This window comes from Flavobacterium sp. (assembly GCF_044357305.1).
Taxonomy (GTDB): domain Bacteria; phylum Bacteroidota; class Bacteroidia; order Flavobacteriales; family Flavobacteriaceae; genus Flavobacterium.
In genome coordinates, this window is record NZ_JBIKPS010000012.1 from 54,905 (window position 1) to 80,944 (window position 26,040).

The following is a 26,040-nucleotide window of genomic DNA, read 5'->3' on the forward strand; positions in this document are numbered from 1 at the left end:
ATCCCGGTAGATTTATCGGGATATTTTTTTTTCGTATTCGTTTAAAACACTTTTTCTTCCAATCGTTTTAGTAATAATATCTTTTTCCAAATTCCATCCTCTAGCTTGCGAATATTCCCGACCATACCAAATGATTTGAAGGTGCAAATCATTCCATAATTCTCTTGGAAAAATGGCTTTGGCATCTTTTTCGGTTTGCACTACATTCTTTCCCGAAGTCAAATTCCATCGGTACATTAATCGATGTATATGAGTATCTACAGGAAATGCTGGCACACCAAAAGCCTGACTCATTACTACACTTGCTGTTTTATGCCCAACTGCAGGAAGTTCTTCCAGTGCTTCAAAACTTTGGGGTACCTCACCATTGTATTTATCGAGTAAAATATGTGATAAGCCGTGAATCCCTTTTGATTTCATTGGTGATAAACCACAGGGACGAATAATTTCTTTAATTTCTTCCACACTCATTTTTATCATATCCCAGGGATTATCTGCTTTTGCAAATAATAAAGGCGTAATTTGGTTTACCCGAACGTCTGTGCATTGTGCCGATAAAAGTACTGCAATCAACAAGGTATAAGGGTCCTTATGATCTAATGGAATAGGAATTGTTGGGTACAATTCTTTTAACGTATTTATAACAAACGTTGCACGCTCTTTTTTGGTCATTTATAATTAAATTTGAAATGTAAAATAAATCATTTTCAAGATCAATTGCAATAGGAAATTCAATTACAATGTCAATTGCAATTTCAATATCAATAAAAAAAATAACAATAGTATTATGACAACATTAGTAAAAGGAGATAAAGCACCTAACTTTTCAGGGAAAGACCAAGATGGGAACTCACATTCATTAGCTGACTATAATGGAAAAAAATTAGTAGTTTTCTTTTATCCAAAAGCTAATACACCGGGTTGCACAGCAGAAGCCTGTGATTTAAGAGACCACTTTGAAAGTTTCCAAGCCAATAATTATGCGTTATTAGGCGTTAGTGCTGATCCTGAAAAAGCACAACTTAAATTTAAAGAAAAATTCAACTTCCCATTTCCGTTATTGGCTGATGAAGATAAATCCGTAATCCAAGCTTTTGGAGTTTGGGGCCCTAAAAAATTCATGGGAAAAGAATACGATGGAATTCATAGAACTACTTTTGTAATTGATGAAAATGGTATTATAGAAAATGTAATTTCCGATGTAAAAACTAAGGCCCACGCTTTTCAAATATTAGGTAACCTATAGTTTTTCTAACATAATTCTTTTCTTAAATTTTTTTAAATTTTTAAAATGCGTTGGCGTTAATCCAGTTACTTGCTTAAATTGACTGGATAAATGGGCAACACTGCTATAATTTAGTAAATGCGTAATTTCATTTAATGTTAGTTCATCATATAATATAAGCTCCTTGGCCTTTTCTATTTTATGAAGCACAATAAAATGTTGAATTGTAACACCTGTAATTTCTTTAAATAAATTGGACAGGTAAGTGTAGTTATGATTTAATTTATTGCTTAGATGTATAGAAATTTTTTCTCTTGGAGGTTCCTCTGAATAATGAACCATTTCTACAATTATATTTTTTATTCTTTCTACAATAGTAGATTTTTTTTCGTCCATTAATTCCAATCCAGATCTATTTAGGATTTTCTTTAATTCTTCCCTTTTTTGAAGAGGAATATCATCATCAATTATTTTTATTTCCCCTAAATCTAAACAACTGAATTTTATGCCTAAGGAATTTAATGCATCTTTAACTACTAATTTACAGCGCAGCGAGACCATGTGTTTAACATGTATTTTCATAAGATAATTTTGCCTTTTTAGATTAAAAAAATAATACTATTTCAGAAATTATTTCTGGTGTTAACAATTAATATTTTAGTAGGTAAAAATTAAACTAAACGTCCAAATTCGATTTACAATTGGGGACTTTACGAAAATTAGGAACAAAAAAATAAATAACGCTTCGAGGCTTTACGCTATTAAGTATCAAATTAAAGATAATAGAAAAAAATCAATTAACCAACAAAAAAGACAATTTTATTGTTGTTAAATTTTGTTAAATTTCAAAATTAAGCCTTACCATCCTATTGAAAAAGTACCGTAAGTTTTCTTTTTTCTGGATAATCGAATCAATATTCCAGCAGTAAATCCGTTAAGTACAGGGTAATTATTAGCAGAAATAGTTGGAATGGAATAGCCTATTCCAAAATCCATAAAATTTAAAAAAGAAAGTCCAATTTGGGGAGAAATATATTTGTTGGAACCTTCTAGTTTAAAAACCAATTTCCATTTGAGTTATAAGATATATGAAAGTTAGGAGAATTATATAGCTTGTTTCCATAGCTTTCAATACTATAACCTATACCTAAAAACAGTTTATCTAGTTGCTTGCAACTTAAGCAAATTTCAACACCACCACTAAATTGATTTCTTCTAGAATTAAGATATTCAAGATATACAATGGGTTCTATATTAATTGTTTTCGCTTTATTTGCATTTCTATTTTCATAATTCAATAAAGATTTATCTTCTCGATACCAATAAATTTCTCCAACTAAATATTTAGCATCTTTATCATAAGAAAAACCACTCATTTGTATGGTATTGGATTTATAAAAATCTCGAATTACATATAATGAATCTACTCCTTTTATTTTGTATCCTAAAGCGGTTTTTGTTTTAATTTTTAAAGGTAGAAGCCTATAAAATTGTGCCGAATCTTTAGTGCAAATGTTCCAATTATGATTGAAGTAAATGGTATCTTGTTGCGAATAAACTATCGAAAAAAAGAAAAGACTGTAAAGTGTGAAATATAATTTCATGAATCCTTTTTAGAATTTGATTTAAAAAAATATAGTTTTGGAAGGTTATTTAAATCTAAGGGGCTATAAATTTATACATTTATCATTTTCAATCTAATTATTAGCAAAAAAAAATCCTCAATTTTAATTTGAGGATTGGTATTAGGATACTACTTGGCTGCTTCCAAAACTCTATTAGGATCGTAGCCAAACAAATGGTGTTGCTTGATTAATTCGGCAGTTCCTTTTGGCAATAATCGTTCCCAACCCGGAATTCCTTTAGTAATCATTTTTAAGACTTCTCTTGAAAATATCTTCAAATTTTCTTCGTCGTATTCGGTTACATCTATTACTTTGCCATTATAAGCAAAGAATTTATATAACTCTTTCATTCGAGGGTGTACTTTTAAGTTCTGAGAAGTAATGATTTCACCATCTTCAATCATTGGATACAGATATACTTTTAAATCGCGATAGAATAATTTTCCGAATGCTTCTAATATCCCACCACTTAAATGGCGGTAGTATTTTTCGTCAAAAATATCAACTAAATTATTTACTCCCATAACCAATCCCATACGGGCTTTAGTGTAACTAGAGAAATATTCTACTACTTTATAATATTCTTGAAAATTGGAAATCATTACTGTTTGCCCTAACGAACATAACAGTTCGGCACGATCCATAAAATCACGTTCGTCAATTTCTCCTTCCGAACGAAGGTTGGATAGTGTAATTTCAAATATTACAAACGTATTTTCTTTTTCAACTTTATTTTCTTTTACAAACATCTCTAGAGAACGGTCCAGCATGTCCATATTTACTTTCGTAACCGGACGGAAACTTCCTCTCAAAGCCAAGATATTTTTTTTGTATAAAACTGCGGCAGGCAAAATGTTATGACCATTAGGACTAAACATTACAGCATCTGTCATTCCATTTTTCACCAATTGCAAACTCATCAATCGGTTGTCTACATTAGCAAAACGAGGTCCTGAAAAGTTGATAGTATCAATCTCTAATTGGTCTTTATCTAAGTGGTCGTATAGATAACGAAGTAATTTTTTAGGGTCATTATATTTATAAAATGCACCATATATTAAATTAACGCCAAGCACACCAAGGGTTTCCTGTTGTAATCGTGCATCAGTTTCTTTAAATCGAATATGGAGAATAATTTCATTATAATCTTCGTCGGGTTCAATTTGGTATTTTATTCCAACCCAACCGTGACCTTTAAATTGTTTTGCAAAGTCAATGGTAGCAACGGTATTAGCGTAACTAAAAAACATTTTGTTGGGATGTTTCAATCGATCCAAACGTTTTTCTATTAAATCAACTTCGTGCGAAAGCATTTTGGTTAATCGACTTTCGGTTACATAGCGGCCGTCTTCTTCAATGCCATAAATAGCATCGCTAAAATCTTTGTCATAAGCCGACATTGCTTTTGCAATAGTACCTGACGAACCTCCAGATCTAAAAAAATGACGGACGGTTTCTTGCCCGGCACCAATTTCAGCAAAAGTTCCATAGATGTTTTCGTTCAAGTTAATCCGTAACGCTTTATCTTTAATAGATGGAATTTGCTCTATTAATTTATCTCCTTTTAATTTTATGTCTAATCCGAAATTTCCCATAGTCATGTATATACATCGCAAAGTTAGTAAAAAGGAAGCTTTATAAAAGGATAATTAATGCTATTTTTGTAATAATTTAAGTAACCGTTAATTTTAATAAATTAGCCACCCAAAATCATAAAAATGAAGGTTTATTTTTTAGGAACTGGAACATCTCAAGGCATTCCTGTTATAGGGAGCCATCACTCTGTTTGTCAAAGTGATAATCCTAAAGATAAACGCTTGCGTGTTTCTGTTTGGATACATACCGAAGAGCTTTCTATTGTAATTGATTGTGGTCCCGATTTTAGGCAACAAATGCTTTCTTCCAAATGCAAAACAGTAGATGCTATTTTATTTACCCACGAGCATGCCGATCACACTGCTGGTATAGACGATATTCGACCTTTTAATTTTAAACAAGGTAAAATTCCAATTTATGCACATCCAAGGGTTATTGAAAATTTAAAAAGACGTTTTGATTATGTTTTTGAAACGGAAAATAGGTATCCTGGAGCCCCCTCTGTAGTAGCAATAGAAGTTTCAAATAATGTTCCATTTAAAATTGGAAATACTAAGATATTTCCTATTAATGCCTTTCATGCCAATCTTCAAGTTTTTGGCTATCGAATAAATGATTTTGCCTATTTAACCGATGTAAAAACTATTGAAGCAGAAGAAATCGAAAAAATAAAAGGGGTAGAAGTTTTGGTTATCAATGCTTTAAGAGAAGAGCCGCACCATTCGCACTTTAGTTTGCAAGATGCTTTAGATTTTGTAACTTTGGTGCAACCCAAAAAAACCTACTTAACCCATATTAGTCATTTATTAGGCTTTCATGATGAAGTACAAAAAAATTTGCCCCCAAATGTTTTTTTGGCATACGATAATTTAGAAATATCTATTTAAAATGAAACGACAATTATATCTATACTTATTTATATTAACGGCTTTAGTCGCTGCTTTTACCTATATGTATTATAGTAAAGCACTTGCATTTGAAAAGAAAAAAAATGAAAGTGAATTAAAATATTTGAAAGACAGTATTACTGGAATCTCTAATAAATTATTCGATGCCGATCATTTTTCATTAGAAAATAATGATTATGCCAAAGAGTATTTTGCCGATTATGATGTCCAAAAATTGATGCCTCAAATAAAAGAAGCACTCCTTGCTTACAACGATGATCCTAAAGGAAATATTTATACCGGACAAGAAAAACTAGGAGAACAAAAATTCATTATCAACAAAATTAAAATACTAAACCACAGATGGATTATTGCTGATTATAGCGATGGCCAATATTGGGGAGATGTAGTATTAAAATATTTTGTAGAAAAAGATGGAAAAATAACCTTTCAAATAATGGATACTTTTATTTATCCAAAACAAGAATATTAATTTAAATAAAATTTTAAGCCCAATAAAATTTATTTACTATGAAAAACCTACTACTATTTTTCGCGCTAATTTCAGTTACAATTTCTTGTAAATTTTATGATGCTGCACCTGAACCAGTTGAAACACCTCATAAAGACTCTACAATTGTGGATGTCGACAAGGATAAAAACGGATGTTTGGCTTCGGCTGGATACATTTGGTCTAAATTAAATAATGAATGTGTTAAAGCTTTCACAGGAATCCAATTAAATCCTGCAGACAATGCATCTACCGAAGATGAAACTTTGTGTGCCTATGTTTTGTTTAATGAAAATGCCGATAAAGCCGAAATATTTTTACCAGATGATATATCTTTTATTGTCACCAAAAGTGGTTCTAGTAAAACTTGGATTTACAACGATTACCAATTAGTAGCGCACAATGGCTATGAACTTAAAAAAGCAGGTGTGCTTGTTTTTTCTGGCGATGGCGAAATTGGAAAAAAAGTTTCTGGTTCGGATAATCCAGAAGGTCAGGAATAATTTATAAGTTAAAAAAATAGTCTCTTTAATAAAGAGACTATTTTTTTTAATGCTGTAACCAATTCTTAAAATCATAAAAATTTTGTGGTGCTACGCCATGTCCAATAGGATATTCTTTATAGACCACTTCAATTCGAAGTTTTGTTAATGCAGGTGCGGCTTTTCTTGCCCAATCTACAGGAACTACTTGATCTACGGTGCCATGGGAAGCAAATATTTTTAAACGACTAAAATCCTTATTCTCAAAATTTGGTATTGCCATTTCCGTATTCAAATAACCACTCATTGCAACTACCCGTTGAATTTTTTCAGGATACGAAAGCGAGATAGCATAACTTAAAATGGTACCTTGGCTAAATCCAATCAAAGTTACATTAGTAGCATCTATAGGATTATTTGCAATTAATTCATCAATAAAATTAGCAATTAAATCTCTAGATTGTTGTGCTTGAGGAACATCTGAAAATTTATTTTCATCGGCATCAAAATTAATTGCATACCAAGCATAACTTCCATAGCCCAATTCATAAGGTGCTCGAACCGAAACCACATAATATTCTTCTGGAAGTTCGGATGCAAAAGAAAATAAATCTTCTTCGTTGCTGCCATAGCCATGCAATAATAGCAATAAAGGATTTTTGTCTAATTTTATTTTAGGCTCCCGAATTAAATGGTGTAACGTCATATATTTAAATTAAAAATTACTAAACCATTTTTGAAACCATTTTCCCAATAACGGTAATGGAGTGATTTCGCCTTTGGCAGCGGTAAAAATTCCGTACATAGTTAATACGGAAATAAAAATCCACATTGGTGCAGCAACCATAATACTTTCAAAATAACTTATGGATACTCCCAAAGTAATAAAAGTTAAGGTCAATCCTAATCCTTGTCGGATATGAAACGAAGCAAAAGGGTTTTTCTTTTCAGAATTCATCGATAAAGCAATTAATACTCCAACAATTAGAATGTAACTCGTTATTGCTGCCGATTTTCCTTCGTCAATAGTTTTTGGATCCATTAGGATAAGATTAATTTTTTGTTATTATAAATTCCAACTACTTTCCCTTTCATTTTAGTTCCAAGAAAAGCCGAATTTTTAGATTTTGAAAGTATATTTTCTTTAGAAAACACCCATTCGTTTTCGGTAGTAAATAGGGTTATATTTGCCGCTTTGCCTTCTGCAATTTCGGAATTTTCTAATTTGAAAACCGATTTTGCATTGGTTAATTTTGCTACAATAGTTTCTAATGGAAGTACGGTTAATAGGGCTCCGAAAGCACTTTCCAAACCTATAGTGCCATTTTTAGCACCATCAAATTCCATTTTCTTGTGCTCAATATCCATCGGATTATGATCGGAGGTAATCATGTCAATGGTGTTATCGGTAACTCCTGCAAGCAGGGCAACTCTATCTTTTTCGGTTCTTAAAGGTGGCGCAACCTTATATCGGGTATCAAAACCGTCTAGTTTTTCATCGGTTAAAACCAAATTATGAACCGCAACGCTACACGTAACTTGCAATCCTTTGGCTTTTGCCTCCCTAATTAATTCTACTGATTTAGCAGTAGAAATCGTTGGTATGTGCAATTTTCCGCCGGTATATTCCAATAAAAACAAGTTTCTAGCCACAATTACTTCTTCGGCAAGGTTAGGAATTCCTTTTAATCCCAATCGGGTAGAAACCATGCCTTCATTAACCACGCCGCTGCCTTTTATCTTTTCGTCTTGGCAAAATGTGATTACCAATCCGTCAAAATCTTGCACGTATTGCAATCCAATTTTTAACAAATTAGCATTAGATAAACTTTTGCCATAATCACCAAAAGCAATTGCTCCCGCATTTTTCATGTCGAATAATTCGGCTAAATCGGTTCCTTCTCTATTTTTGGTTAACGCTCCAATAGGGAATAAATCGGTTGCAGTGGTTGCTGCTTTTTGTTTTACAAATTGAATCTGCGATTGGTTGTCTAAAACAGGAAAACTATTGGGTTGTAACGCAATTGCTGTAAAGCCACTTTTGGCAGCAACTAGCAATCCATTTGCAATGGTTTCCCGGTCTTCAAATCCGGGTTCACCTAGCGATACACTGCTGTCCATCCAACCTTGGGAAAGGTGTAAATCGGAATGGGTTATTTCTTCATAATCCGAATCTTTAGCCAGATTTTTTCCAATTTTTTCCAATATTCCGTCCTTGATTTTCACATCAACAATTTGGTGGTGAAAAGAACTTTTTGGATCAATAATCTTGGCTTCTCGGATGATGATTTTCATAACTTTTATTTTATTAGATTTTTAGGATATAAAAATCATTTTACAAATTTTTGAATTAAAATTTCTAGTGCTACAAATAATAAGGTTAGTATCAGGAACCATTTCCAAATTTGATTGTCGGCTCGGTTTGCTTGCAGCGTATCAAAAATCGAATTCACATTGCTTATTTCTTTAAAATCTCTAACCGCATCGGGATTAGCATTTGCCAAATTACTCTCGGTGCGATTGTAATTAAAACTAATATTTTCAATAAGTTGGTTGGTGTTAAATACACCAAAGTTACCTGCTATTTTAGGATTATCGTTGCAAGTTATTTTTACTTTATTATTTAATATTTGTTGCATCGGAATAAAACTTTCTTGGTCGTTTTTAACTGTAACAATTTCGTCTTTCCCGATTTTTGTTTCTACTACAAATGGTTTGTTTTCGCCAATAATTAAGGCCGTGATTCCCGCTTTTTGGGCATTTTGTCCCATGTTATAAAACGTAGGAACGATGATAGGAGAATTCTGAAAATTACTATTCAATTTGTTTATTGGTGCTGCAAATACATAAACACTAGCAATGCCATTTTGAACAGCACTCAAGAAAGCCGATTGGTCGCTATAACCTAAAACTTGTGGAGCCGAGTCGCTAATTCCAAAAGAAACTTTTGTTTTTGGATATTGAAAATTAGTTATTTTTTTCTCAAATACACTACTGAATAACGGATGGCTGAAATTGATTTTGGTAATCATTTTTTCACCAGAAGTAAGTGCTTTATATTGAATACCACCAACAATAGTTGCAAGAAAACCATTCATATTGGTTAACGAACTTTCTGCGCTAGGAATAACCACCACATTTCCACCTTTTTCTACAAAAGATTTTAAAGTAGTTTGCAAGGCTTGCGGAATTTCTTTCAACTCATTTAAAACAATAGCATCTTGCTTATCCAATAAATTATAATCTAAAGATTGTAACGAATAATTCGAATAATTAAATTCGGATGCCGTGTAAATTCGAGTTAGGAACTCACTTTTTTCAGGATCACCAATACTGATGATGTTGCTTTTTTGAGGTTTAGATAGACTGAAATAATAGGTGTTATCGTAGTCTAAACTAGTATCCGAAATAGAAACATAACCATGAAAATCCTCTTTTGGAATAGTGAAATTGATGACTTTAGTTTTAGTTTCAAAATTCACTAAGGTCTTAGCAATTAGTTTGTTTTGGTTATACAATGCAATTGGAATATCTTTAAAATCATCGCCATAAGCATCTAGTTTTACTCCAATTTCATAGAAATTATCCATGGTTTGGTTAATGAAAACGCTATCAATTGCAATATTGTTGGTTTTTTCGGCTTCGGGAAGGATGAAATAGAGATTTTCGTCTTCATTACTTTTCTTTACTTCGTTGGGTTGTAAACCAACTGCATCGGTAATCACCACGATATCCTTTCGGAATGCCGATTTATGGGCTTTAATTTTTGCCAAAAGTTGCTCCAATTGAAAAGGGGAGGCACTGTAGTTTAAATTTTGTAATTCCTTTTGAATCGATTTTATATCGGTATTCCAATAATTATCCGAGCAGGTTATTAAAGAAAAATTGGCGTTTTCGGGAGTGTGCTCTAGCAAATCTTGAACGGCACGTTTTAGTAATTCGCCTTTTTGCCCTTTGGCTTGCATGCTAAACGAATTATCCAGAACGATGTACAATTCGTTGGTAGCGTCTTTGTGGTCTTTGGCTTTAAAGAAAGGCTTGGCAAATGCAAAAATTAAGAATGCCAACAAAAGCATTCGGGTAGCTAGCAATAAATATTTTTTTAATTTCGAACTTTTTCGGGTTTGTAATGCAAGTTCTTTAAGGAACTTTACATTGGTAAAATATTCCGTTTTGAATTTTCGCAATTGAAAAAGATGCACCAGAATTGGAATGACCAATAAGAAAAGAAAATAAAGTATTTCTGGATGTTGGAACTGCATTTTTATTTTAGTTTGTCAAAAGTAATAAAAAGTTTAAAGGTTTAAAAGTTTAAAGGTTTAAAATTTGATAAAACTGTTGGTGGAACTCAATTTGGATTCCAACTTTGTCTGAAGGATAATACTGAGCATAAAAAAAACCTTCCAAAACAGAAGGTTTTCATTATAAATATATTTTTGCTGAACACTATAAACTGAACACTGAACACTATTTCTTCTTCTTCGCGTCTCTTTTACGTTCAATTCCACGGTTACGAGATTCGGTTTTTCTAGGTTTTGTTTTAGCAGGACCTCCAAGATTCACCTTCTGGTTTTTCTTAGATTTTTCGTGAAATGCTTCTCCACCTTCTTTTTTAACTCGTTTTAAAAGTTGTTTAACTTTCTTTTTATCTTTTTCAAATTCTAATAATCGTACGGAAACTTCTACACCTTCTGGAAAATCTAAAAACACGATTTCTTTTTCCATTAAAACTTCGGCTTCAATTTGAATTTCTTCCTCACTCGGACTAATAAAACTTATTGCGGTACCCGATTTATCGGCACGACCCGTTCTACCAATACGGTGAATGTATTGCTCCGGAATTTCGGTAAATTCAAAGTTGATAACGTGAGTAACATCGGAAATGTCCAATCCACGTGCCATTACATCTGTAGTTACAATTCCTCGCAATTCGCCTGCTTGAAACGAAGCCATAGTATTTAAACGGTAATTCTGGGATTTATTAGAATGAATTACCCCAAATGCATCTGGATAATTTTCTTCAATACTATTCGCAATTAAATCGACGGTTTTTTTATTATTTGCAAAAATTAAAACACGAGAAGTGCTTTCGTCCGAAGTTAATATATGATTTAACAGGTTTATTTTGGTTAAAAAATTGGGAGTATAATATCCTAATTGTTCAATTTTTTCTAATGGTGTTCCCGATGCTGCCAAAGTAATTTCTTCAGGAAGTTCAAAATATTCTTCCAAAAGTGCATCTACATCATCGGTCATCGTTGCCGAGAATAAAATATTCTGGCGTTTATTGCTCATCATCGTTAGTAACGAAGTTACTTGGTAACGGAATCCTAAATTTAGAATCTCATCAAATTCGTCAATTACTAATTTTTGAAGCGAATCAAAACGAATTACATTATCCAAGGCTAAATCCATCGTTCTACCCGGAGTTCCAACCAAAATATCCACTCCTTGATAGACCGCTTTCTTTTGGGTGTTGATGTTTACTCCGCCATAAATACCAAGGGTTCTAACCGACATGTATTTTGTTAAACTTTCAATAACATCTACAATTTGAACCACTAATTCTCTAGTTGGTACTAAAATCACCAAACGAGCCGAATCGGTATGAACGAATTTCCATTGTTTTAAAAGAGGTAATAAGTACGCCAATGTCTTACCAGTACCAGTTTGCGCTATTCCCATTACATCTCGTCCCGACATTATGGAAGAGAAGGATTTTTCTTGAATAGGGGTTGGTGTGGTTAATCCTAAATCGTCGATTGCTTTTTGTAAAGATTTAGGAAGGTTGAATTGCTCAAAAGTATTCATTGCGTATTAATTTTTTGCAAAGGTAGGGAATTCTTTTTTGGGGTGGATGCAGCGCTTATTCCTTGCTTTCCCGATTTGAAATTATTTTTTGTGGAATATTTTAATTCTTCGCTTAAGCAAAAGCAGCTTAAGTTTCCAATCATTATATGCAATCCCAATAAGTAGAGTGCTGCCAGCAAGAATTAAAACATGTAACCCAAAAGGTGCATAAAATACCCCTCCCATAATCCCTCCCAAAAAGAAAAAACTAATGATGGTTAATCGCAATTTGATAGAAGAATGTAATCTGTATTTTTGTTCGGGTTGATTGTAAAAAAATAATTGGGATAATTCAATTCCTAAATCGGTAAAAAGCCCAGTTAAATGGGTTGTTCTAACGGTTGCTTTAGAAATAGAAGTTACTAAAGAATTTTGTAGTCCCATAGCGAAAAGTAACGAAAAAGCAATTAAATTGGGGTTGTCTTTAATTAGGAATTCCCCAAAAATTGCTACCGAAAACAAGATCATACTTTCAATTATGGTGGGAATGACATAGATATAATCGGCATTTTTTCTAGAAATTAATTCCACTAAAAAATTGGAAACAAAAGAGCCTAGAAAAAAGAAAAAGATAAATAGAAAATAGACAAACCCCTCCCAAAAATGAAGTTTAAAGACTTCATCAACAAAAAAAGCGAAATGTCCGGTAACATTGGTGGTTAGCCGTTGCACTGCTAAAAATCCGACGACATTAACAATTCCCGCAACAAAAGATAACAAAGAAGCTATTCTTAAATTGTGTTTTAGTGTTCTAGTTTTGCCTTGGTGTTTGAACATACTTTATTTTATTGGTAAGGCACCACATACGGTTGCCCAATTTGAAAATCTCGGTATTCTATATTAGAATTTTGAAAAGCATTAGTCTTAATAATATTACTGCCATCAATTGGTAAAGAAGGGTAGTAGGAGAAGGAAAATTGAAAGCTATTAAATACTAAATAATTGTTGTTTATTAAAACTCCAACACCAATTTGGGTATACATTTTATTATTGAAAAAGTTGTGATTGCCTTGGTCTAGAAAGCCTAGAGTGAAGTTCATAAACGGACTAAAATTAAAGCCATACCAATTTTTTTGGTTATAGGATTGCGTTTGAAACGTCGTTAAGAATTTTTTGGTTCCAATTAGTGGTGCACTATTAAAACCGGGAATTCCATTGACATCAATTAAATTCAATCGGTCTTGCGTTGTATTGAGTCGGTTGGTGCCCAACACTAAAACGGGTTTGATAAATTGGCGGAATTTCCAGGATCCTACAGGAAATAAGTTAGTGAAATAATTGGCTTCAAACTTATAAATGCTTTGCTCGGTATTTTTTCCATTAAAAAAACTTCCAACTTCAATATTTCCTTGTAAATAACCAAAATCAAAATAATCCCCATAGGAAAAACGACCACCAAAATAGGCTCGATTTAAATTGTTTTTGTTTTCGACTCCTCCAGTAACCGAAAAAACTTTCCCGTAAGGAATATCTTCAATAATTCCAAAACGGAAGAGGTATTTATCTTGGTAAAATTTTTGACTCGAAATTCCAATAGTTGCCAAAACCGATTTGGAAGAATTGTTATAATGAATAGGGTCATAAGTTATACTCGGTTTTTCTAGATAAGCACTGTTTGAATACCCTGTGGCAAAAACCAAGTGGGTAGTTCTGCCAAATTCCGATTGGTTTCCAAACACGTTAAAGGCATGAGCTCCCCAAAACGAATAGGTTTTTATTTTGAAATTTTGTGGTGCAACTATCGCATTGGAATCGGTCATGAGTTGGACAAATACTCTATAATCATAATTCATACCTCCTGCCCAGTGGGTTAAAGTAGAATAAAAAGGACGGTCAATTTTTATCGATTTATAGGTGTTATTGTTTAAGTCATTGGTAGAAGAAACCGAAGTTCTAATAAAGGTGTTTCTGAAATTTGGAACAGTATACTTTGAGTCGTATCCAAAGTTATTGGTGGTGCTGTTATTAAAACTTTTAATGTAATTTAGTTCCAATTCGTGTCCCAAGCCAAAGAAATTGCGTTCGGTTACATCTAGATTAGCTTTGGCACTTGAAAAAGCTCCTGTTGGAATTCCGCTCCAAGTGTCTAAAACCCGAACAGAAACATCAATGGAATCGGTACAATTTGCTATCGGAATTGGTTTGATAATTACACTGCTAATGTATCTTTGACTTCTTATTATCCTTTCGGATTCTTTTACTAGTAAAGAGTCTAGTTCTTCATTTTTTTTGAAAAGCAGCAAATTTCGAATAGTCCAATTTTTAGTTTTCAGATGCAGCCAATTTCCAAAACGTTCCATTTTATATTTAGGTGCTTGTTTGTCGTTTTCGGCAGAAAAACCAAAAGGATCTAAGGTTTCAATAGTAATGTTTCGGATAATTTTGCAATTGTATTTTTCAAAAGAAACTTGTAGTGAAGTAATTGCTTTTTGTCTTTTCTTTTTGCTAATTGTGGCCGTTTCTTTTCTTCGAAACATTATTTTATGAATGAATTTAAAGAATTTTTTATCTTGAGAAAATTCATCTATTTTTTTATAAACACTATCCGATTTAGTAGGCACAGGTTTTTGAGCCATAAGTACTGGAAAGCTTAGAAAAAAAAGCAATAAACAAAAATAAGTTCGCACTGCAATTGATTTAATTTATAAAGGTATTGTATTCCGTAATGAAATGCTACACCTTTAACAAAAACAAAAAATCCCCAACTGCTTTCACAATTGAGGAATAATTTTTAACTGAACACTGAACACTAAGACTTCTGTTCCTTATTAAAATAAACTAAATAATAATACATTTGCTTTTCTTCATCCCAACCTTTTTCTACAAATTTTTCTGCACTTTCAGGGTTGATGAAATCTAATTTTATTTGGATGTGGGTATCTAAATTAATTACATTTTTAATTGTTTTTCTAACATCCGAAACCGCAGCATTAGCAATAGGGAAGGAGGTTACATCATCAATGCTGTATTTTTCGCCACGATCGGCTTTATAACTTTTAAATTCCGGAATCAAATCGGGGTTTTCCATAACATCATTCAAGAAAGCAGTTTCTTCAAAATTGTCGTTTTTGGCAAAATGATTTACCGCACGATTCATGAACATCACTTCTTGCTTTTTGTCTTCGGCAGGAAAAACAACTTCTTTAGCAAACTCCTGACAAAATTTTAAGTATTTCTTTGTCATAAAGTTTTCATCCTGAAAAGCATCTACCGAAAGGAAATGCTCCAACCAATAACGTGCGTCATAACGGTTACTGTCAATTGTAAGAATTTTATAACCTTCTTCTTTTTTATGATTGAAAATCAAACAGCCTTTGTCTAATTTATTTAAGTTAATTCCTTCTTGAAGCACCATTTCTAGGTTGCTTTCTTTTTCTTCAAATTGAAGGAAATCGGTGCGCAACTCACTCTTAAAAACGCCAATAGCATCTACCACATTATTGTCAATAGAAACATTAGTTAAGTAAGTTACATAAACTTCTCCGTTTTTAATATGCGGATGGTTGGATTGCTCAAAAAGGTGTTGGGTAATTTTTTTAGATACCTCATGCACCGAACCAGGATTGGTAAAAATCTCGGTAGCCAATTTAAACATGTCGTTGTATTCTAAATCAACTTCGTGTGCAAATTGGAAGTAATTTTCTTCTTTTTCACGAAACGATTTAAAGAAATATTCTTTTAATATTGGAACAATTTCATCGTTTAATCCATATTGGTTTTCCGATAAAAAAATGGCTTCGTTGCGGCTTTTATTTCCAACTCTATGGATGGATAACGATTCGATGTGCGTATTGAATAGGTTGATCATTTTTTTAGTTGCTGAGGTATTTAGGTTCTAAGTTTATAAGGTTTAGTTTCGTTCTTTAATCTTGTAAATGAAGGAAACTAACATTCGTTCTAACTCTCGACTGTCCTCGTATAGGTTTATAAATTCTACTTCTTTTAAATAGTCAATGTTTTTCGCGATTTCTAATTGGGTTTGAAATTCAAATAATGAACTAATAGACACATTTAAAAATCTCAGATATTCTTTGTTGCTATCTCTTCCAGAGCCTTCTGCAATATTGCTAGGAACAGAAATAGCGCTTCTTCTTATTTGTGAAGTTAATCCGAAGATTTCTTCTTTTGGAAATTGTTTAGTGTGTTGGTAAGTTGTGGTTACTAAGTTCATGGCTTTTTGCCAAATGAGAAGTTTTCTAAAATTGCTCATGATTTGTATTTTTAAAGTTTAATTAAATATACAAAAAAACTCAGAACCTCAGAATCTTAAATCCTTAGCACCTTAAAAAAATCAATTCCAATTCTCCTCAAATCCGTAATCTTCAAAACTATCGTCGCCACTAAACATGTCCAGATCGTCTTGGTCTAAATCGTCTTCAAATTCGTTGTAATTTTCGTCTTCTTCTAAATCGGAAACAAAATGTTTTTCCATTGCTTCAGCCGGCATTTCCCCATGCGAAAATAGCAAGTTAGGATAAATAACACCAACTTCTTCGGTTTCTTCAATGGCAGCAAGTTCTACAAGAAAAGTCCACATATTGATGAAATCATACACATAAAGAATCTTGGTGTTTTCATCATCCAAAATAGCATCTAGAGTATAATCGCTCATGATTTTGTTTTCACCGGGAACATCCCCTGAGTCAAACATCGGGATTTCGTCTTCCTGATTCCAAGTGTCATCGCAAGTATAAAACGAGGCTACTTCCAATCCGTCAAAGCCAAAAGCATTAACGATTGCATTATGTAAATCTTCTAAAGTGTCACTTTCTAAGATGGCGATGTCTCTAAAAACATCTTCTTCGGCATCCAGAATTACTCTAAATTTATAAACCATGGTTGTAATTTTATTTGAGACTTCAAATGTAAAATAATAATTACGAATTACGAATTGTGATTTGCGAATTGTTGATAATATTTTGTTTTCCAAAAAAGGGGTTCTTGTTTTACGGAAAAGGAATTTGTATTTTTGAATTTTGAAACCCATTTGCTATGAAAATTGTTATCTCTCCTGCCAAATCTTTAGATTTTGAAAGTCCGTTGCCAACAAAATTGTATTCGGAATACGGATTTCAAAAGCAATCCCTAGCAATTGATGCCGTTTTAAAGAAAAAATCGCCAAAGCAATTATCCGATTTAATGTCGATTTCCGATAAATTATCCGATTTGAATTGGCAACGCAACCAACAAAGAAATGTTGCAGAAATCACTACAGAAAATGCCCGTCCGGCAATTTATGCTTTTAGTGGTGATGTGTATATTGGTTTGGATGCGTATTCCTTATCCGAAGAAAAAATAAACCTTTTGCAAGACCAATTACGAATTCTATCGGGTTTGTATGGTTTATTAAAACCTTTAGATTTAATGCAGCCCTATCGATTAGAAATGGGAACCAAGTTGCCTATTGGAGCCAATAAAAATTTATATGAATTTTGGAAAGCAACAATAACCAAAGAATTGAATTCCCAATTGGAAAAAGACGAATTATTTGTCAATCTTGCCAGTAACGAATATTTTGATGCTGTGGATGTAAAGAAACTAAAAGTGCCTGTTATCACTCCAGAATTTAAAGATTACAAAGATGGCAAACTAAAAATAATAAGTTTCTTCGCCAAGAAGGCAAGGGGGATGATGGTGCGATACATTATCGATACCAATGCTCAAACGATCGACGACCTAAAAGGATTTAATCATGAAGGTTATGCTTTTGATGCTAATTTAAGTAAAGGGAATACGTTGGTTTTTACGAGGTAAAGTTATCTAATAGTTCTTATAATTTAAAAATCTTGCAAACTAGGAATTGGATTCCTAATTTGCAAGATTTTTTATAGAAAAATAGTTGTCTCCTAAATTAATGCATTGCATCTGCAGTGTTAATTTTGCTTTTTTGATTAAAAATATAATTGGAAGACAAAAAAGTAATCGAATTGATGGTTAGATCTAAAGTATTGATTTTCAATAAATTTAGTTTCTTTTTGTAAAATTAGGAATTCAATTCCTAATCTGCAAGGTTTTTTGAAATAAATATAGTAGTACCTTCTAATGCATAGCATCTGCGGGGTTAATTTTGCTTTTCCCTTTTTTGATTAAAAATATAATCGGAATACAAAATAAAAATAGTAGTCCAAGTGCCATAAATATATCCATATACGACAATACAGTACTTTGTTTTAAAACTGAATAATCCATCACTTGATAGGCCTTTTTCAAGGCTTCATTCGTGCTAAATCCTTTCGACATAAATCCTTTTTGGAGCATTAAAATGCGTTGTTGCACTTCTAGACGACTTCCGTCAAGGTGTGCCAACAAATCTACTCGGTGTTTTTGCGATAATCTAGTGATGAAAGTGGTAATGATTGCAATACCAAAAGACCCTCCAAGTTGTCGCATCATTCCGGTAAAGGCAGCACCTTCACCAATATTTTTTCCTTTTAAAGTTGAAAGCGAAAGGGTGGTGATAGGTACAAAAAGTAATCCCAAACCAACTCCTCTTAATATTAAGGGCCAAAAGAAATGTTCTACTCCGGTATCGGGTGTCATGGCATTTCGCATCATGAAAGTAAACAGAAAGAAGATTACAAAACCTACTCCAACCATATAGCCTTGTGGCACTCCTTTTTGAATCATTTTACCAATAAACGGCATCATGAAAGCGGTAGTTATCGATCCCGGAATTAACAATAATCCTGCATCGGTAGCGGTCCATCCTAAAATAGATTGGGTGTAAATTGGAATGATAAGGGTAGAGCCGTAAAGTCCAAATCCCATAATGAACGACATCAGGATTCCGATTCTTAAATTCCCATCTTTAAGTACGCTTAAATTTACAATTGGAAATTTATAGTTTAGTTGCCTCCATACAAATGCCAACAATCCAAATAACGAAACTACACTCAGACTTACAATTAAATTATCGTTAAACCAATCGTCTTGTTGCCCGTGTTCCAATACAAATTGAAGCGAACCAATAAAGGACGCCAAGAAAAAGATCCCCCACCAATCGACTTGATTGGCTTTTAGTTTTTCTCCGTATTTCGGACTTCTAACAAATGTCAATGTTAATATGGTTGCTACAATTCCGATAGGAATGTTGATGTAAAAGATAAACGGCCAGGAAAAGTGATCCACAATATAACCTCCTAAAGGCGGTCCTAATGTTGGTCCAACAATTACTCCCATTCCGTAAATTGCTTGCGCCATTCCACGTTTGGCGGTAGGATAACTTTCGGTTATGATGGTTTGTGCAGTTACTAATAAAGCACCACCACCAAGACCTTGGATGAATCGGAAAGCGACAAGTTCCCAAATATTCGAGGCGTTTCCGCAAAGGAAAGATGCTACGGTAAATAATATAATAGAGAAGGCAAAGTAATTTCGTCTCCCAAATTGTTGTGATAACCAACTCGTCATCGGAATTACGATAACGTTGGCAATAGCATAAGCGGTAATTACCCAAGCCACATCGGTAAGTGTAGCGCCAAGGCTACCTCGCATGTTGGTAAGCGCTACATTTACAATGGTTGTATCTACAATTTCCAATAAAGCACAAAGCACTGCTGTTATTGTGATAATAACCCTCCTGTAGCCATATTCTACTAAATCGTCTGCTTGTACCATTTTTAATATTAGATATTAGATTTTAAATTTTAGATATTCACATCAGATTTCAACATATTTAATATCTGATATTTAAAATTTAATATTATTTCAAATGTACATCCACCTCTACATTCATTCCCGGACGAAGTAATTTTACTTTTTCGGCATCATTATCCGCATCTATTGCAATTTTAACAGGCAAACGTTGGATGGTTTTCACGAAATTACCTGTTGCATTATCTGGAGGTAAAATAGAAAATCTAGCGCCAGTTGCAGGAGAAAAACTTACAATAGTTCCTTTAAAATCGGTATCGGGATAAGCATCTGCTTTAATTGTTACTTTTTGACCGACAACCATTTTGTTCAATTGGGTTTCTTTAAAATTAGCAGTTACCCATGCTTCCGAATTGTTGATGATGTAAAACAACGATTGTCCTGGTTGTAAAAACTGTCCTGGTTGGATAGCAATTTTAGAAACTTGTCCGTCAATTGCAGCCGTAACCACGGTATAATCTGAATTTAATAGTGCAGCATCTAGCATGGCTTGCGCTCTTTTGATATTTGCAGCAGCAACATCGGCTTGTTTGTTAGAAACATTGGTTCTTGCAGCAGCAACATTTTTTTGAAAAGAACTCGCTTTTTGTTGTTTTTGCAAAATACGCAATTGGCTTTGTGCTTCTAGTTTAGTAGCCTCAGCTTGCTCGTATTGTTGTTTAGTAATAGTATGATTTTTATACAAATTAGCATAACGTTCAAAATCATTAGAGGCACGATTCAACCTAATTTTGGCAGTTTCAATGTTGCCACCTGCCGATTGCATGTTGGCATCCGAAACCGAAACGTTGGCTTGCGCAGTTCCGATATCTGCTTTGGAGGCAGCATAACTTCCTTCTGCCGATACTAAAGCCGCTTTAGCATCTTCTATTTTTACTAAATAATCTTTGTTGTCAATAGTAAACAAGGTATCTCCTTTTTTTACAAAGTCATTATCTTTTACATACACTTTGGTTACATATCCTGCTACTCTCGGAATAATAGGGTTCATGTTTTTTTCAATTTGCGCATCATCGGTAGTTTCGTGGGCAAGTGAATGCAAATATTTGTAAGTACCATAAGATCCTCCAACAAGGATTAATGCTGCGAATATGAAAACAAATTTTTTATTGGTTTTAGTCTTTTCCATGATGCTATTATTTAGTTGATAAATTGAATGAGTTAATTAATTTTCCGGATGCGAATTGTAGTTGGTAGTATTTTAAAGCAATATCTGCTTGGCACAAGGCTAAGTTAATTTTGCTTTGCAATTGTTGAACGTCGGCTTCCAGAAGATCGTTGGTGTTTGCCAAACTGTTGTCGTATTTGTCTTTGATGATTCGGTAATTTTCGGTAGATTGTTCTACAGCCAAGGCATACACTTTATTTTGTTTTAAAGAAAGCATATAGTTTTCTTGCGCTTGTTGCGTTTCTTCTTTTATCTTATCCGATAAAATTGCAATCGCTTGTTTGGTTTGATCGGATTTGCTTTTAGCTAATTTCACTTCTTTTCCGTTTTTGAAAATGGAAGATAAATCGTAGTTAAAACCAACTCCAAAGTTCATAGCATTACTTACGGAAATTACATTTTTCAAATCCAATGCAATATAGCCACCAGTTAGAGATAGAGAAGGGTAGTAACCTGCTTTGGCAATTTTAATTCCGGCTTCGGTTGCTTTTTGTTGGAAGGATAAGGCTTCTAAATCGTTACGAAGAGCACTAGTAGTTAGCAACTGGTTTTTAGCCATATCACTTTTTACAGTTTCAATATCGATATCGATTATGGTATTTTCAGGTAAACGAAGCAAAGTTGCCAATTGGTAGTTAACAACGTTTACATTTTTGATGGCGGTTGCTAAAGAAAGTTCCAAGTTGGATTCTTGCAATTGGGTTTTCAATAAATCGTTTCGGGCCAACAAACCGTTATCCACCATAGCCGAAAAGTCTTTGGTGCGTTGTTGGGCACTTTTAATGTTTTCGTTAAGCAACGTAACCATTTCGTTAGATTTGTAAAGAGTGGCAAACAATTCTACTACTTCTAGAGCAAGTGCTTCTTTAGTGTGGGATGCTGTAAAACTCTGTGCTTGATACAAATTTTCGGAAGCAGCAATGCTGTTTTTTAGTTTAAAGCCACTAAATATGGGCATCGAAACATTGGCTTGACCTAATAATAATTGGCTAACATCGAGTGCGGTTCCAGATCCACCCAAATTGGAATTGACATTGGCGTTAGTCAATCGCAAGTATTGTCCTGAGACTTTAATAGTTGGATATTGGTTGTTTTTCATAGTTTCTAGTTCCAATTTAGAAGTTGCAACTTTGGTATTGGCCAAAACGACTTCATTACTATTGGAAACCACTAAGGAAACCGCTTCTTTTAAAGACATTATTTTTCTTTCTTGAGCGGTAATTATAGCGCTTCCAAAAAGGAAAAGAACAGAAAGTACAATTGATTTAGTCTTCATATATAAGTAGGGCTTTTATGGTTTTCTGAATGTGTTTTGTTAGTTCGTTTGCAATGTAATTTTCATATTTTTCATCCGAATCCAGATGTAATAAATCCACATAATAAGGTTTGTTCATATGAAAATGGGTAATAGTTCCAATGATTATCGGAGGGATTAATGCTACATTGATGTTGGGTTGAAAAAGTCCTTGTAACTGCCCTTCAGTGATTATATTTTCCAACAATATTAAATTGTTCTTTTTTACTTGAGTAAAAGCTTCCAAATTAATTTCTCGTTTGGTAGTGGATAGTTCAAAATGCAAAATCTGATACATGCATCTGTTGGAATTTATCCGATGGATGTAATAAGAAATTAACTTTTCGATTTTTTCAATAGGGGAGATGTCCTCAGTAGAAAGCGATTCTAAATGCAATTGCATTCCAGAAATCCGATAGAGTACTAATGCTTCTAAAAGTTTTTCTTTGGAACCAAAATAATACGAAATCATTGCTACATTAATGTTTGCAATTTTAGCGATTTCTCTTACCGATGTTCCATCAAAACCTTCTTCAGCAAAAAGCTGTTCGGCTACTAGAAGTATCTCAATTTGTTTTTCATTAAATTCCATGGGTATCTAATTTTACTCGAATACAAAATTAAACAATTGTTTAAATTAAACGTTTGTTTAATCCCTAATTAACGAATTATTAACACGTTTTTCAAGATAGATAATATCTATAGTGGTTATTTAACTAATTTCAATTCAGATTTATAAAGTATTTTATATAAACAATTAGTTTAGTATTTGATAAAAAAGAAGTTGATCTAATAATTTAGTAAAATTTGAAAAAAAGAAAAAATTATTCTTGAATCCAATTGGCTAAAATGGTTTTTCCAAATGGTGTTAAGATACTTTCTGGATGAAACTGCACCCCTTTCACATTGAAATATTTATGTCGAATGGACATTATTTCTCCGTTTTTCGATGCCGAAGTAACTTCTAAAACTTCGGGAAAATTAGTAGGGTTTATAGCCCAAGAGTGGTATCTACCGACTTCTATTTGCTGAGGTAAATTGCTAAATAAGGTTTCGGTAGTGTCTGTAATGGTTATTGTAGTGCTTACTCCATGAAAAACGGTGTCTAAATTTAGTAGAGTTGCTCCAAATGCTTCTCCAATTGCTTGATGTCCTAAGCAAATTCCGAGTATTTTTTTAGTGGAAGCATAGGTTTTGATGACTTCTAATAATAGTCCTGATTCTGAAGGAATTCCTGGTCCTGGAGAAAGTATAATCGCATCAAAGGACTGCAGTTCTTCTATTTCAAATTCGTCGTTTCGAAGTACTACAACATCGCAATTTAGTTCTTCTAAATAATGCACTAAATTGAAAGTAAAACTGTCGTAATTGTCTATAAGTACCATCTTTTTCATTGGGCAAATATAGTATAACTCCATAAAAAAAACCTTAAAGATTTCTCCTTAAGGTTAATTTATTTAGGGCAAAAAGTTTAATTAGAACTTTAAAGCAACAGTCAATTCAAATTCGTCCGAGATAGTTTTGTCTCCTAAGTTTTCAAAGAAGTTTCCAGAACCATATTTAATTCCGTATTTCGTTCTGTCAATACTCAATACAGTAGTTGCAGTTGTTCCTTTAACTGTAATAGTAAAATTTATTGGAGCAGTAACCTCTTTAATAGTTAAGTCAGCAGTTGCATTATAAACACCATTTCCTTTATCTGCGATTTTTTTGAAAACTAATTTAGAAGTAGGGAATTTATCCGTTCCAAAAAAATCATCGGCTTTTAAATGACCGTTCAGTTTTCCTAAATAGTCTCCTGTTAAATCAGTAGCGGTTAAGCTTGTCATATCCACTACAAAAGATCCACCAGTTAATTTTTTTCCTTTAAAAATTAAGTTTCCTTCTTTCAAAGCTACAGTTCCGTTGTGTTGTCCAGTTACTTTTTTACCGATCCAAGTAATAGTACTTTTAGTAGCATCCACTTTTTTTACTTGTGCTGTAGCAATTGTTGAAACAGTTACTAATAATGCAATTGCGATTGTTTTTAAATTCTTCATTTTTGTTAGTTATTTAAGGGGTTTGTGATTAAATGGTAATAAATAAGTCTTCGTTAGATTTTCTAACTTTTGCATAATGTTGTGTTGCGTCTTCTTCGTGACGGTACCCTATTGGAGCTACTAGAGATGCGTTAAGGTTTAATTTATCTAAACCTAATATTTCGTTGTATTGCGCAGGAACAAATCCTTCCATTGGGGTAACATCAATTTTTAATTCGGCAGCAGCGTTTAAAAGATTGCTTAAAGCGATATAAGTTTGTTTTGCATTCCAAATAGGTATTACTTCTTCTGGAATGTTGCTGATAGCACCTTTCATGTAATCGCCATAACCATCTAGAGCGCCTTGAGGTAAGTTTCTAATTGCAATGGCATTGTTTAAATAAGCATCAACATCAGCGGCAGTAGCTGAAGTTTGGTTAGCAAAAACCAATAAATGAGATGCCTCCGTTACTTGAGTTTGTCCCCATGATGCTGCTTGCAATTTTGCTCTAACTTCTGGGTTTTCTACAATGATTACTTTGAATAATTGCAATCCAAAAGAAGAAGCAGACAAACGAATTGCTTCTTTTAAAGTTGCTAAATCTTCGGCGGATACTTTTTTAGTAGTATCAAATTTTTTCGTAGCATAACGCCAGTTGGCATTTTCAATAAATTGACTCATAATAATTTTATTTTAAGGTTCTGTATTTTTCTAAAAGCGTATTCAATTGTTCTTTTTCGGCAGAAGATAAATTTGAAGCAAACAAATCTTCATGTTCCATTATTTTTGGATCTAAAATTGTAAGAAGTTCCAAGCCTTTTTCGGTTATTAGGACTTCAATTTTTCTTCTGTTTTCTGGGCAAACTTCTCGGGTTACTAGTCCTTTTAGCAGAAGTTTATCAATCAATCGGGTAGTGTTACTGTTTTTGGATAACATTCGTTCCTGAATGATACACATGTTGGCAGGACACCCTTTTTGACCTCTTAATATTCGCAATACATTGTATTGTTCGCTAGACAAATCATGAGGTTTTATAACTTCGTTGAATTTATCGTTGATTACGTTTTGAGTATAAATAACATTTAAGATGATTTTTTTAGAATCTTCTAGGTTAATAGTAGTTTTTATTACTTCTTCAATTTTCATAATCGGGTGTACGATATTTGTAGATACAAATGTAAACTATTTTTTTATTGTATATACAAATGTTGTGTTATTTTTTTGTTAACTTAATTTTGAAGAAGGGTGTTGGAATTGCATATTGCTATTGCAAGTAAATTTCTTATTTTTGAAAAAAAATAAACTATGAATTTATCTCAAGACGACTGGACTGCACAATTAGCAGTCGATAATAACGCAGTAATTTTAGATGTAAGAACCGAAGACGAATGGGAGGAAGGAGTTATTCCAGGTGCGATTTTAAACGATATCTATAAAGGCCAAGGCTTTATTTACCGTTTAGAAGAATTAGATAAGACTAAAAATTATTATGTGTATTGCAAAGCAGGCGGAAGAAGTGCCCAGGCTTGTAGTATTATGAATCAATTGGGTTTTGAAAATACCTATAATTTAGAAGGAGGAATGATGCATTGGGAAGGTGCTGTGGTTGCTCCAGAATAAGGCATTTAATATTTAAAAACCGTAATCATTTATAAATAATTACGGTTTTTTTTAGTGGAAAAAAGGGGAATCCTCTCGAACTTTTTTGAGTTAGATTTACGGACTTTAT

The 26,040-nt window shown here is 33.1% G+C and carries 29 protein-coding genes; 6 read left to right on the forward strand and 23 right to left on the reverse strand.

Annotated features, from left to right (window positions below):
- Window positions 1–12: 12 nt before the first annotated feature.
- Window positions 13–672: an endonuclease III domain-containing protein gene (nth, locus tag ACIQ2J_RS09130; RefSeq protein WP_396168855.1), complete on the reverse strand. Its 660-nt coding sequence runs from the start codon at window positions 670–672 to the stop codon at window positions 13–15.
- A gap of 115 nt (window positions 673–787) precedes the next feature.
- Here nth and bcp point away from each other — a divergent pair, with 115 nt between their 5' ends.
- Entirely contained in the window at window positions 788–1,246 is a 459-nt protein-coding gene (gene bcp, locus ACIQ2J_RS09135; protein ID WP_396168857.1) for a thioredoxin-dependent thiol peroxidase, read from the forward strand.
- On the opposite strand, the gene ACIQ2J_RS09140 is transcribed toward bcp, so the two are convergent.
- From ACIQ2J_RS09140 to ACIQ2J_RS09155, 4 genes are all read right to left on the reverse strand, one after another.
- Entirely contained in the window at window positions 1,241–1,807 is a 567-nt protein-coding gene (locus tag ACIQ2J_RS09140) for a helix-turn-helix domain-containing protein (RefSeq protein WP_396168860.1), read from the reverse strand. The genes bcp and ACIQ2J_RS09140 overlap by 6 nt on opposite strands.
- 276 nt (window positions 1,808–2,083) lie before the next feature.
- Window positions 2,084–2,221 (reverse strand): hypothetical protein, encoded by a 138-nt coding sequence (locus tag ACIQ2J_RS09145; protein ID WP_396168862.1) that lies wholly within the window; start codon window positions 2,219–2,221, stop codon window positions 2,084–2,086.
- A gap of 53 nt (window positions 2,222–2,274) precedes the next feature.
- Entirely contained in the window at window positions 2,275–2,829 is a 555-nt protein-coding gene (locus ACIQ2J_RS09150; RefSeq protein ID WP_396168864.1) for a hypothetical protein, read from the reverse strand.
- A 149-nt stretch (window positions 2,830–2,978) separates the two neighbouring features.
- The gene (locus ACIQ2J_RS09155) at window positions 2,979–4,445 is read right to left on the reverse strand and encodes a TonB-dependent receptor (RefSeq protein ID WP_396168950.1); all 1,467 of its coding nucleotides are present in this window, start codon (window positions 4,443–4,445) and stop codon (window positions 2,979–2,981) included.
- Window positions 4,446–4,568: 123 nt separating this feature from the next.
- Between ACIQ2J_RS09155 and ACIQ2J_RS09160 the strand changes: the two genes are divergently transcribed.
- Genes ACIQ2J_RS09160 through ACIQ2J_RS09170 form a run of 3 tightly spaced genes read left to right on the forward strand, consistent with a single transcriptional unit; the run spans window position 4,569 to window position 6,347 of the window.
- Complete coding sequence (locus tag ACIQ2J_RS09160) at window positions 4,569–5,333, forward strand: MBL fold metallo-hydrolase (RefSeq protein WP_396168866.1); 765 nt, start codon at window positions 4,569–4,571, stop codon at window positions 5,331–5,333.
- A gap of 1 nt (window position 5,334) precedes the next feature.
- Entirely contained in the window at window positions 5,335–5,826 is a 492-nt protein-coding gene (locus ACIQ2J_RS09165; protein WP_396168868.1) for a hypothetical protein, read from the forward strand.
- A gap of 38 nt (window positions 5,827–5,864) precedes the next feature.
- The gene (locus ACIQ2J_RS09170) at window positions 5,865–6,347 is read left to right on the forward strand and encodes a hypothetical protein (protein WP_396168870.1); all 483 of its coding nucleotides are present in this window, start codon (window positions 5,865–5,867) and stop codon (window positions 6,345–6,347) included.
- 46 nt (window positions 6,348–6,393) lie between these two features.
- Here the strand turns inward: ACIQ2J_RS09170 and ACIQ2J_RS09175 are convergent, their stop codons facing one another.
- The 10 genes from ACIQ2J_RS09175 to ACIQ2J_RS09220 form a co-directional block, all read right to left on the reverse strand.
- The gene (locus ACIQ2J_RS09175; RefSeq protein ID WP_396168872.1) at window positions 6,394–7,032 is read right to left on the reverse strand and encodes an alpha/beta hydrolase; all 639 of its coding nucleotides are present in this window, start codon (window positions 7,030–7,032) and stop codon (window positions 6,394–6,396) included.
- A gap of 9 nt (window positions 7,033–7,041) precedes the next feature.
- On the reverse strand, window positions 7,042–7,368 hold the full coding sequence (locus ACIQ2J_RS09180; RefSeq protein ID WP_396168874.1) for a hypothetical protein: 327 nt from the start codon (window positions 7,366–7,368) through the stop codon (window positions 7,042–7,044).
- Window positions 7,368–8,621 carry a dihydroorotase family protein gene (locus ACIQ2J_RS09185; protein WP_396168877.1) on the reverse strand — a complete coding sequence of 418 codons (1,254 nt, stop codon included), beginning with the start codon at window positions 8,619–8,621 and terminating at the stop codon, window positions 7,368–7,370. The genes ACIQ2J_RS09180 and ACIQ2J_RS09185 overlap by 1 nt, the downstream gene beginning before the upstream one ends.
- Before the next feature lie 35 nt (window positions 8,622–8,656).
- Window positions 8,657–10,588, reverse strand: a complete 1,932-nt coding sequence (locus ACIQ2J_RS09190; RefSeq protein WP_396168879.1) for a BatA and WFA domain-containing protein — start codon at window positions 10,586–10,588, stop codon at window positions 8,657–8,659.
- A gap of 205 nt (window positions 10,589–10,793) precedes the next feature.
- Window positions 10,794–12,137: a DEAD/DEAH box helicase gene (locus ACIQ2J_RS09195; protein WP_396168881.1), complete on the reverse strand. Its 1,344-nt coding sequence runs from the start codon at window positions 12,135–12,137 to the stop codon at window positions 10,794–10,796.
- A gap of 81 nt (window positions 12,138–12,218) precedes the next feature.
- Entirely contained in the window at window positions 12,219–12,953 is a 735-nt protein-coding gene (locus ACIQ2J_RS09200) for a YoaK family protein (protein WP_396168883.1), read from the reverse strand.
- 8 nt (window positions 12,954–12,961) lie between these two features.
- Window positions 12,962–14,752 (reverse strand): hypothetical protein, encoded by a 1,791-nt coding sequence (locus ACIQ2J_RS09205; RefSeq protein ID WP_396168885.1) that lies wholly within the window; start codon window positions 14,750–14,752, stop codon window positions 12,962–12,964.
- Window positions 14,753–14,925: 173 nt separating this feature from the next.
- Window positions 14,926–15,984, reverse strand: a complete 1,059-nt coding sequence (locus ACIQ2J_RS09210) for a nucleoid-associated protein (protein WP_396168888.1) — start codon at window positions 15,982–15,984, stop codon at window positions 14,926–14,928.
- Window positions 15,985–16,026: 42 nt separating this feature from the next.
- Entirely contained in the window at window positions 16,027–16,386 is a 360-nt protein-coding gene (locus ACIQ2J_RS09215; protein WP_396168890.1) for a four helix bundle protein, read from the reverse strand.
- Window positions 16,387–16,467: 81 nt separating this feature from the next.
- Window positions 16,468–17,013 (reverse strand): hypothetical protein, encoded by a 546-nt coding sequence (locus ACIQ2J_RS09220; protein ID WP_396168892.1) that lies wholly within the window; start codon window positions 17,011–17,013, stop codon window positions 16,468–16,470.
- Window positions 17,014–17,168: 155 nt separating this feature from the next.
- Here ACIQ2J_RS09220 and yaaA point away from each other — a divergent pair, with 155 nt between their 5' ends.
- Window positions 17,169–17,930, forward strand: coding sequence for a peroxide stress protein YaaA (gene yaaA / locus ACIQ2J_RS09225; protein WP_396168894.1), 762 nt, complete (start codon window positions 17,169–17,171; stop codon window positions 17,928–17,930).
- A gap of 285 nt (window positions 17,931–18,215) precedes the next feature.
- On the opposite strand, the gene ACIQ2J_RS09230 is transcribed toward yaaA, so the two are convergent.
- The 8 genes from ACIQ2J_RS09230 to ACIQ2J_RS09265 all read right to left on the reverse strand — a co-directional run bounded on the left by ACIQ2J_RS09230 (window position 18,216) and on the right by ACIQ2J_RS09265 (window position 25,457).
- On the reverse strand, window positions 18,216–19,793 hold the full coding sequence (locus ACIQ2J_RS09230) for a DHA2 family efflux MFS transporter permease subunit (RefSeq protein ID WP_396168896.1): 1,578 nt from the start codon (window positions 19,791–19,793) through the stop codon (window positions 18,216–18,218).
- 85 nt (window positions 19,794–19,878) lie between these two features.
- On the reverse strand, window positions 19,879–20,958 hold the full coding sequence (locus tag ACIQ2J_RS09235) for an HlyD family secretion protein (protein ID WP_396168898.1): 1,080 nt from the start codon (window positions 20,956–20,958) through the stop codon (window positions 19,879–19,881).
- 7 nt (window positions 20,959–20,965) lie between these two features.
- Entirely contained in the window at window positions 20,966–22,273 is a 1,308-nt protein-coding gene (locus ACIQ2J_RS09240) for a TolC family protein (RefSeq protein ID WP_396168900.1), read from the reverse strand.
- Window positions 22,263–22,883, reverse strand: a complete 621-nt coding sequence (locus ACIQ2J_RS09245; RefSeq protein ID WP_396168902.1) for a TetR/AcrR family transcriptional regulator — start codon at window positions 22,881–22,883, stop codon at window positions 22,263–22,265. The genes ACIQ2J_RS09240 and ACIQ2J_RS09245 overlap by 11 nt, the downstream gene beginning before the upstream one ends.
- 232 nt (window positions 22,884–23,115) lie before the next feature.
- Window positions 23,116–23,685, reverse strand: a complete 570-nt coding sequence (locus ACIQ2J_RS09250) for an anthranilate synthase component II (protein ID WP_396168904.1) — start codon at window positions 23,683–23,685, stop codon at window positions 23,116–23,118.
- Between the two features lie 81 nt (window positions 23,686–23,766).
- A complete protein-coding gene (locus ACIQ2J_RS09255) occupies window positions 23,767–24,330 on the reverse strand; it encodes a YceI family protein (RefSeq protein ID WP_396168906.1) in 564 nt (187 codons plus the stop codon).
- Between the two features lie 28 nt (window positions 24,331–24,358).
- The gene (locus tag ACIQ2J_RS09260) at window positions 24,359–24,991 is read right to left on the reverse strand and encodes an NAD(P)H-dependent oxidoreductase (protein WP_396168909.1); all 633 of its coding nucleotides are present in this window, start codon (window positions 24,989–24,991) and stop codon (window positions 24,359–24,361) included.
- Between the two features lie 7 nt (window positions 24,992–24,998).
- Window positions 24,999–25,457: a MarR family winged helix-turn-helix transcriptional regulator gene (locus ACIQ2J_RS09265; RefSeq protein ID WP_396168911.1), complete on the reverse strand. Its 459-nt coding sequence runs from the start codon at window positions 25,455–25,457 to the stop codon at window positions 24,999–25,001.
- 159 nt (window positions 25,458–25,616) lie between these two features.
- Here ACIQ2J_RS09265 and ACIQ2J_RS09270 point away from each other — a divergent pair, with 159 nt between their 5' ends.
- Window positions 25,617–25,931: a rhodanese-like domain-containing protein gene (locus tag ACIQ2J_RS09270; RefSeq protein WP_396168914.1), complete on the forward strand. Its 315-nt coding sequence runs from the start codon at window positions 25,617–25,619 to the stop codon at window positions 25,929–25,931.
- The last annotated feature ends 109 nt before the right edge of the window (window positions 25,932–26,040 follow it).

Coding starts and splice junctions, on each gene's coding strand:
- nth (WP_396168855.1), bottom strand. CDS start 672: ATGACCAAAAAAGAGCGTGCAACGTTTGTTATAAATACGTTAAAAGAA.
- bcp (WP_396168857.1), top strand. CDS start 788: ATGACAACATTAGTAAAAGGAGATAAAGCACCTAACTTTTCAGGGAAA.
- ACIQ2J_RS09140 (WP_396168860.1), bottom strand. CDS start 1,807: ATGAAAATACATGTTAAACACATGGTCTCGCTGCGCTGTAAATTAGTA.
- ACIQ2J_RS09145 (WP_396168862.1), bottom strand. CDS start 2,221: ATGGATTTTGGAATAGGCTATTCCATTCCAACTATTTCTGCTAATAAT.
- ACIQ2J_RS09150 (WP_396168864.1), bottom strand. CDS start 2,829: ATGAAATTATATTTCACACTTTACAGTCTTTTCTTTTTTTCGATAGTT.
- ACIQ2J_RS09155 (WP_396168950.1), bottom strand. CDS start 4,445: ATGGGAAATTTCGGATTAGACATAAAATTAAAAGGAGATAAATTAATA.
- ACIQ2J_RS09160 (WP_396168866.1), top strand. CDS start 4,569: ATGAAGGTTTATTTTTTAGGAACTGGAACATCTCAAGGCATTCCTGTT.
- ACIQ2J_RS09165 (WP_396168868.1), top strand. CDS start 5,335: ATGAAACGACAATTATATCTATACTTATTTATATTAACGGCTTTAGTC.
- ACIQ2J_RS09170 (WP_396168870.1), top strand. CDS start 5,865: ATGAAAAACCTACTACTATTTTTCGCGCTAATTTCAGTTACAATTTCT.
- ACIQ2J_RS09175 (WP_396168872.1), bottom strand. CDS start 7,032: ATGACGTTACACCATTTAATTCGGGAGCCTAAAATAAAATTAGACAAA.
- ACIQ2J_RS09180 (WP_396168874.1), bottom strand. CDS start 7,368: ATGGATCCAAAAACTATTGACGAAGGAAAATCGGCAGCAATAACGAGT.
- ACIQ2J_RS09185 (WP_396168877.1), bottom strand. CDS start 8,621: ATGAAAATCATCATCCGAGAAGCCAAGATTATTGATCCAAAAAGTTCT.
- ACIQ2J_RS09190 (WP_396168879.1), bottom strand. CDS start 10,588: ATGCAGTTCCAACATCCAGAAATACTTTATTTTCTTTTCTTATTGGTC.
- ACIQ2J_RS09195 (WP_396168881.1), bottom strand. CDS start 12,137: ATGAATACTTTTGAGCAATTCAACCTTCCTAAATCTTTACAAAAAGCA.
- ACIQ2J_RS09200 (WP_396168883.1), bottom strand. CDS start 12,953: ATGTTCAAACACCAAGGCAAAACTAGAACACTAAAACACAATTTAAGA.
- ACIQ2J_RS09205 (WP_396168885.1), bottom strand. CDS start 14,752: ATGGCTCAAAAACCTGTGCCTACTAAATCGGATAGTGTTTATAAAAAA.
- ACIQ2J_RS09210 (WP_396168888.1), bottom strand. CDS start 15,984: ATGATCAACCTATTCAATACGCACATCGAATCGTTATCCATCCATAGA.
- ACIQ2J_RS09215 (WP_396168890.1), bottom strand. CDS start 16,386: ATGAGCAATTTTAGAAAACTTCTCATTTGGCAAAAAGCCATGAACTTA.
- ACIQ2J_RS09220 (WP_396168892.1), bottom strand. CDS start 17,013: ATGGTTTATAAATTTAGAGTAATTCTGGATGCCGAAGAAGATGTTTTT.
- yaaA (WP_396168894.1), top strand. CDS start 17,169: ATGAAAATTGTTATCTCTCCTGCCAAATCTTTAGATTTTGAAAGTCCG.
- ACIQ2J_RS09230 (WP_396168896.1), bottom strand. CDS start 19,793: ATGGTACAAGCAGACGATTTAGTAGAATATGGCTACAGGAGGGTTATT.
- ACIQ2J_RS09235 (WP_396168898.1), bottom strand. CDS start 20,958: ATGGAAAAGACTAAAACCAATAAAAAATTTGTTTTCATATTCGCAGCA.
- ACIQ2J_RS09240 (WP_396168900.1), bottom strand. CDS start 22,273: ATGAAGACTAAATCAATTGTACTTTCTGTTCTTTTCCTTTTTGGAAGC.
- ACIQ2J_RS09245 (WP_396168902.1), bottom strand. CDS start 22,883: ATGGAATTTAATGAAAAACAAATTGAGATACTTCTAGTAGCCGAACAG.
- ACIQ2J_RS09250 (WP_396168904.1), bottom strand. CDS start 23,685: ATGAAAAAGATGGTACTTATAGACAATTACGACAGTTTTACTTTCAAT.
- ACIQ2J_RS09255 (WP_396168906.1), bottom strand. CDS start 24,330: ATGAAGAATTTAAAAACAATCGCAATTGCATTATTAGTAACTGTTTCA.
- ACIQ2J_RS09260 (WP_396168909.1), bottom strand. CDS start 24,991: ATGAGTCAATTTATTGAAAATGCCAACTGGCGTTATGCTACGAAAAAA.
- ACIQ2J_RS09265 (WP_396168911.1), bottom strand. CDS start 25,457: ATGAAAATTGAAGAAGTAATAAAAACTACTATTAACCTAGAAGATTCT.
- ACIQ2J_RS09270 (WP_396168914.1), top strand. CDS start 25,617: ATGAATTTATCTCAAGACGACTGGACTGCACAATTAGCAGTCGATAAT.